General features: G+C 58.8%; 5 protein-coding genes and 2 pseudogenes. 3 read left to right on the top strand and 4 right to left on the bottom strand.

The window, feature by feature from the left end; all coding sequences use genetic code 11:
* On the bottom strand, positions 1 to 196 hold a 196-nt coding region (locus E3W21_RS31490), incomplete at its 3' end, for a hypothetical protein (RefSeq protein WP_218570181.1).
* Here E3W21_RS31490 and E3W21_RS27875 point away from each other — a divergent pair.
* Positions 108 to 330 (top strand): annotated as a pseudogene (locus E3W21_RS27875) (transposase domain-containing protein); the annotation flags it as partial. The gene E3W21_RS31490 and the pseudogene E3W21_RS27875 sit on opposite strands and share 89 nt — an antisense overlap.
* Before the next feature lie 155 nt (positions 331 to 485).
* Here E3W21_RS27875 and E3W21_RS27870 read toward each other — a convergent pair.
* Positions 486 to 1,373: a LysR family transcriptional regulator gene (locus E3W21_RS27870; RefSeq protein WP_134422792.1), complete on the bottom strand. Its 888-nt coding sequence runs from the start codon at positions 1,371 to 1,373 to the stop codon at positions 486 to 488.
* 168 nt (positions 1,374 to 1,541) lie between these two features.
* Here E3W21_RS27870 and E3W21_RS27865 point away from each other — a divergent pair, with 168 nt between their 5' ends.
* Positions 1,542 to 3,074 carry an MFS transporter gene (locus E3W21_RS27865; protein WP_134422790.1) on the top strand — a complete coding sequence of 511 codons (1,533 nt, stop codon included), beginning with the start codon at positions 1,542 to 1,544 and terminating at the stop codon, positions 3,072 to 3,074.
* Positions 3,075 to 3,328: 254 nt separating this feature from the next.
* Here the strand turns inward: E3W21_RS27865 and E3W21_RS27860 are convergent, their stop codons facing one another.
* Positions 3,329 to 3,640 carry a hypothetical protein gene (locus tag E3W21_RS27860; RefSeq protein ID WP_129444079.1) on the bottom strand — a complete coding sequence of 104 codons (312 nt, stop codon included), beginning with the start codon at positions 3,638 to 3,640 and terminating at the stop codon, positions 3,329 to 3,331.
* Between the two features lie 600 nt (positions 3,641 to 4,240).
* Between E3W21_RS27860 and E3W21_RS27855 the strand changes: the two genes are divergently transcribed.
* Positions 4,241 to 5,278: a GGDEF domain-containing protein gene (locus E3W21_RS27855; protein ID WP_178084155.1), complete on the top strand. Its 1,038-nt coding sequence runs from the start codon at positions 4,241 to 4,243 to the stop codon at positions 5,276 to 5,278.
* 548 nt (positions 5,279 to 5,826) lie between these two features.
* On the opposite strand, the pseudogene E3W21_RS32045 reads toward E3W21_RS27855, so the two are convergent.
* A pseudogene (locus E3W21_RS32045) lies at positions 5,827 to 5,914 on the bottom strand (glutathione-dependent formaldehyde-activating protein); the annotation flags it as partial.

Genomic DNA, 5,914 nt, shown 5'->3' with positions numbered 1-5,914 from the left:
TAGCTGGGTACTTAACAGTGCCTTTGTAGAGGCTTGAGCCGTGTGCTGGGAAACTCGCATGCACGGTTCTTAGGGGGTTGGACGCGGGTAACCGCGTCTGACTACCCGACAACCAGATCCGTCCGTGGGCACTTGGGCGCAAGAACTGGCTCTTTGCGGGTTCGTTGCGCAGCGGCAAACGGGCGGCAGCGATCATGAGCTTGATCCAGTCTGCGCGGCTCAACGGGCATGATCCGTATGCCTATTTGAAGGATGTCCTCACGCGCCTGCCAACTCAGCGCGCGAGTGAGATTGGGCAATCTGTTGCCACATCAGTGGGTGCCTATCTGACTTTCGCAAAGTGCGTTGACGGCACGCTGACGGTTGCCGTGGGCCTGGGGATCGCACTGATGCTTTAGCAGACGCGGCAGGCGTCAGCGCATCGCGTCGAAGTTCCTGGATAGGCGCAGGTGATGGGCATCGGCGCTTACGTGGCCCAGTCCGGATCAAGTTTTGAAAAGCTCCGCGCCCATGAAGTCGATGAATGCGCGCAGCTTCGGCGCCCGGTGCTTGCTCGATGGCCAAAGCATGCGGAAGGTGCCCTGATGCTGGTTGAAGTCGTCCAGCACCGTCACCAGTTCGCCGGCCGCAATGGCATCACGCACCATGAAGTCCGGCAGGCAGGCGATTCCAAGGCCATCGCGGGCGACGTGAAACAGGGCCTCGGTGGTGTTGCATACCATCGAGGCCAAGAGGACGGGTTCTGCCTCGCCCTCCGGCCTGCGCAAGGGCCACGACTCGAACTTGCCGGTACTCGGGAACTTATGTTGCAGGCAGGCGTGGCCCGTCAGGCCGGCGGGCTCGCGCGGAGTGCCGCGGGCGGCGAAGTACCGGGGCGAGGCAACTAGCAGCAGCTTGAAGGTGCCCAGTGCACGGGACATCAACCGGGAATCAGTCGGTTCTCCGGTGCGAATGACGGCATCGAATCCGTCCTCGATTACATCGACCATCCGATCCGAGAAATCCACGTCCAGTTCGATGGCGGGGTAGCGGTGCATGAAGGCCGTCAGCGCCGGCATGACCAAGCTGCCTACCAGCGGCATGCTCACGCGCAGCTTGCCTTGGGGCGCCTGCCGGGTTTCCGACAGTTCCAATTCCGCCGCCTCGACCTCGCAGAGGATGCGCCGGCAACGCTCCAGGAACAGCGTGCCCTCGGCGGTCAGCGTGATACTGCGCGTGCTGCGGTGGAGCAGGCGCACGCCCAGCCGCTCCTCCAGCCGGGCCACGCTCTTGCCCACGGCGGAAGACGAGACGCCGAGCACGCGCCCGGCTTCCGAAAAGCTACGGGCTTCCGCCGCCTGCACGAAGAACGCTATGCCATTGAGGGAGTCCATTCTTCACCGTTCTAAGAAAATTTGTCCGATATGTTCGGAACCTTAGCCCATTTTTCTTAATCGAGCCCGCACTTACGCTGACGGCTGCACAGGTTGGATGCGGCTGTCTTGGCTTTCGAGTATGGGACGCCTGCCTGACCCTCTAATGACTCTTTGCGGATATTTCCCATGACACAAGCTCTGACCGCCACAAGCGGTACCACCGGACGCGACTGGCTGCAACTGCTTGCCGCCTGCCTTACGGGCATCCTGATCCCGCTGTGCTTCACCGGGCCGGCCGTCGTGCTGCCGTCCATCAGTCAGGAACTGGGCGGGACGGCGGTGCAACTGAACTGGGTGGTCAACGGCTACATCCTGACCTACGGTAGCGCCATGATGGCGGCCGGCAGCCTGACCGACACCTATGGCCGCAAGCGCGTGTGGCTGGTCGGCCTGGCGCTATTCGTGCTGATAACGTTCTTAATCCCGCTGGCGCCGACGGTCGGCTGGATCGACGGGCTGCGCCTGGCGCAAGGGCTGGGCGGCGCAGCCGCCTTCGCGGGCGCCATGTCCTCGCTGGCACAGACCTTCCACGGCCCGATCCGTACACGTGTGTTCAGCCTGCTCGGCACCACGTTTGGCATCGGCCTGGCCTTCGGGCCGCTGGCGGCAGGCTGGCTGGTGGAGGTGGCGGGCTGGCGCTGGGTGTTCCTGGCGACGGCGCTGATCGGCGTGGCCGGTTTCCTGCTGGTGTGGGTCAGCGCCACGGAGTCCCGAGACCCAGACTCTACCGGCCTGGACTGGCCCGGCGCCCTCAGCTTCACCGCCGCGCTGAGCTTGTTCACCTACGGCATCCTGCTGGCGCCGGAAGAAGGCTGGCGCAGCGCTTCGGTGCTCGGCACGCTATTGGCCTCAGTCGTGCTATTCATCGCATTTGTACGCATCGAACGCCGCGTCGCGCGCCCGATGCTCGACCTTTCGTTATTCGGTAGTGGGCGCTTCGTCGGCGTGCAGGTGTTGGCCGCATCGCCGGCCTTCTTCTTTGTCACACTGATCGTGATGCTGCCGGGCCGCTTCATCGGAATCGACGGACTGAGCGCATTGGAAGCGGGCCAAATGATGATCGCCCTGGCTGCGCCGCTGCTGGTCGTGCCGTTCCTTACCGCGTTGTTGTCGCGCTGGTTCACCTCCGGCATGCTGTCTGGCGTCGGGCTGCTGCTGGTGGCGGCCGGACTGGTCTGGGTGGGTCAGGTGTTGTCCTGCGGGGCCGGCCCTGCGCTGGTAGCGCCGCTGGCGCTGATCGGCGCAGGCATTGGCCTGCCTTGGGGGCTGATGGATGGCATGGCCGTGAGCGTGGTGGAGACAGAACGTGCAGGTATGGCGACCGGCATCTTCAACTGCGTGCGTGTTTCGGCCGATGGGATTGCCATCGCGGTGGCGGGCGCGATGCTGGCGTTCTTAATTCAGGGCGGATTGCTCGGCACTTTAGCCGCGGCCGATCCAGCCGTTGTGATCGAGGCCGCCAATCGCGCCGCGCTCGGCGATCTGGCGCATGCCAGTGCCCTTGTCAGCGGCGAGCGTGCCTTGCTGCTGGCGACCTACGACCGGGCATTCCGCTGGGTCTTGTACATCCTGGCTGCATCTTCGGCACTGACTGCGCTGCTAGTGTTCGCCTTGCTGGGTCGATCGCGTGCGCATGAAGAAGTGGGAGCCGCGGCATGAATCCGATTGGGACAGGCTCTCGGCCCCCCGACCGCACATAGCATCGGCTATACGCGGGTATCCAGCGGGGAAGGCTCGGCTCATCTTCGGTTTCATCACCCCAATGGAAGGCTACCCGGAGTTCTCCGTGCCCACGCTGGAGACATGTGTTATTGACTCGCCAAGCAGTGTTCGCCGGACGCTTACCATGCGTCGACAGCTTGCATAAGAGGAGGGCGGCTAGGCGCCGATTACCGCAGCACAGGCGCTAAACATCACCACTGATTTGATGCAGAGCCTGCCTCTTTCAAGCCAGGGTAATCATTGAGCGCAAGGCTAGACTCACCATCGTCCATTGGCTCGCGCACTGATTTATGTATCACTCCGGCTTCAGCATCCGCACGCATCTGATCGAGCTCCCTGTGAAATGCCTTGTCCTGAACCGTGGGTTTACTGGTGTATGGCTTTCGTTCGGGTTCAGGCTGTGCTGCATAAGTCGTTACCGCATCAGGGTCGTGCTGTAGCTTTTCTTGTACTTGCGATTCCAGCATCGCACGTAGCGCATCTTTGTCAGGCCGATTCAGCAATTTGTCACTCCTATTAGGAAACCAGGCACCCAGTAATCGACTGGGCCAGTGGCCGGTTGGGGAACATCCAATCGATCGTGTCGAAAATTTGGGCTGCAGATACAGCCAAAGGATTTAAGGTCGAAGAGAGGAGGCGGATCATCAATTTCTTCCAACACGGCGATCGTGTCAAATTGGGAACATGCCTGGGATGATTCCGTAATCGACGGGAACGCAGGCAGTGAGAGAGTACAAAGCTACGACCCTTTTTCGATTTTCAGGGTGCTGATCATTGGGGTTGGCCTCTACGCGGGTATCCCTGGCTGGATCGGCTTGAACGCATAAGAATGGCAATGTGATAAAGGTGATTGAAAGCCATATCTCCTTGATCGTGAGTTTCCGACTATCACGCCTTGCTAACTATGCTAGTTACAAGGCTAAAAATGGTATTCACAAGTCAGTTGGGTGCTATCCAGAGGCATAACGGTGATGGATAGTCCGCGCTCGCAGTCGCCTCGCTGGACATCTGCTGATGAACTTATGTATGGCTGCTTGGTGTACGTAAGGATATGCTGCCCCCCGAATTCATATATGCCAATAAAAACCAACCACAGTGACGTTATGAGCCAATCAGAGACGCGTGCGACTGCCCTAGCGCTGTATCCAGAGGACTCCCGCGAGGCGGCGGCTCTGCTGAAGCAGGCCGTACCACTGATGGTGCGTCACAACATTCCACCAAATCCCGTGCACTATGCTCTCTGGTACACCTACAGCAAAGGTCAGGAGCCAGAGCTTAATCGCCATCTGGACAGGGTGGTCAAAGACTTCGACTGTTTCCCTCCAGAATCCGCTACGAAGCTTTTCCGCGACTACATCATTCGTAACGAATTGGAGGAGGCGCGCGCAGGGCAACAACAAGCGATCAATCTGGTTGACGACATGGAGCGTAATGTCTCGCGTAGCGTGAATGGCAGTGCCAACTTTCAAGCCAGTCTTGGTCATTGCATGGAAATGCTCGCGGAGCCGGTCGACAAGAGGTTGCCTGCCATTCTGAGCGAGCTGCAACAGAGCACCCAGGTCATGCAGGATCAGCAAGAGCTTTTCCTCTCCCAGCTGCACACAGCGCAAAATGAAATTAAGAGTCTGAGAGACAAGCTCGAGCGAGCCCAGCTGGCGGCATCTTTGGATGGGCTGACTAAGGTGTTGAACCGAGCTACCTTCACTCGCTTGCTGGAGCATGCATTGATCAACACGCCTCACGGGGTGGCATTGGTCATGCTGGATATCGATCATTTCAAGCAGTTCAATGACCGGTATGGCCATCCTTTGGGCGACCGGGTACTTGAGCATGTTGGTCAGGTGTTACGGAACTCAATCCCGCCTCAGGCCTTGGCGGCACGCTATGGTGGTGAAGAGTTCTGTGTAGTCCTGCACGAGTGTTTTGATCTCACCAGTGCTCATACATTTGCTGAGCAGCTGCGCTTAAAAATTCAGGCACTGCGGATCAAGGTTCGTGGCACGGATGAGGTGCTAGACACTGTAACTGCGTCCTTTGGTGTCGCCCTCGCCAAAGCAGGTGACGATGTGGAAAGCCTTCTGATTCGTGCCGATGATGCCCTCTACCAAGCCAAGCGCAGCGGGCGCAACCGAGTGAATTGAAACTGGCGTTCGGACTCTTGCTGCAATCACATAGCTCCACAGGATCATCATTGGATAATTGAAGCCCCTTGAGGTGGGTATGGACTCATCAATCAAAAAATATGACCCCGTCGAGACTGTTCAAACAGATATTTGGGCAACGATAGGGCGGCCTTCACGCGGCGCCAGGCCTCCACGACCAAGGTATCCCCTTTTGTGTTTTACAAGCGGTTCGCTTGCACTGTGTAGAGACCCAAGCCGTCATTGATCTCATTGGACGATTGGAGCATTCGGTAGGCGTTTGATGGTGCCGGGATTAGCCTGATTTCATGGTGTTGATCATCCTGCAATGGTGACGTGAACGTCACAGCCCCAACGAGCCGGGTTGGTTGTGCGGATGATTGCAAAGTCGCTTTTAGGCGATTCGGTGATTCTGGTGTTTACGTCCGCGCTGTTGAGCTGCAATGGACTCAAACCTCAGGAATTAGGCAAGGTAGGGGGCGCATATCGTTGTTTTTTGGGATGTATGGCATAGAGGCCAAGTACGGCTTTTAGGTACCGGCGACAAATCAGGCGGCGGGGAGCAAGCCTTTTTGTTTGGCGACATGAGTCGCCAGTGCGTCCATCAAGTCCGGGGACAGGCAGTCATAGGGTTCG

The sequence above is a fragment of the Pseudomonas sp. F01002 genome, assembly GCF_004402115.1.
In the GTDB taxonomy this organism is placed as follows: domain Bacteria; phylum Pseudomonadota; class Gammaproteobacteria; order Pseudomonadales; family Pseudomonadaceae; genus Aquipseudomonas; species Aquipseudomonas frigoris.
Note: the sequence above shows the minus strand (reverse complement) of the source record. Positions and strands in the feature narration are given on the sequence as shown.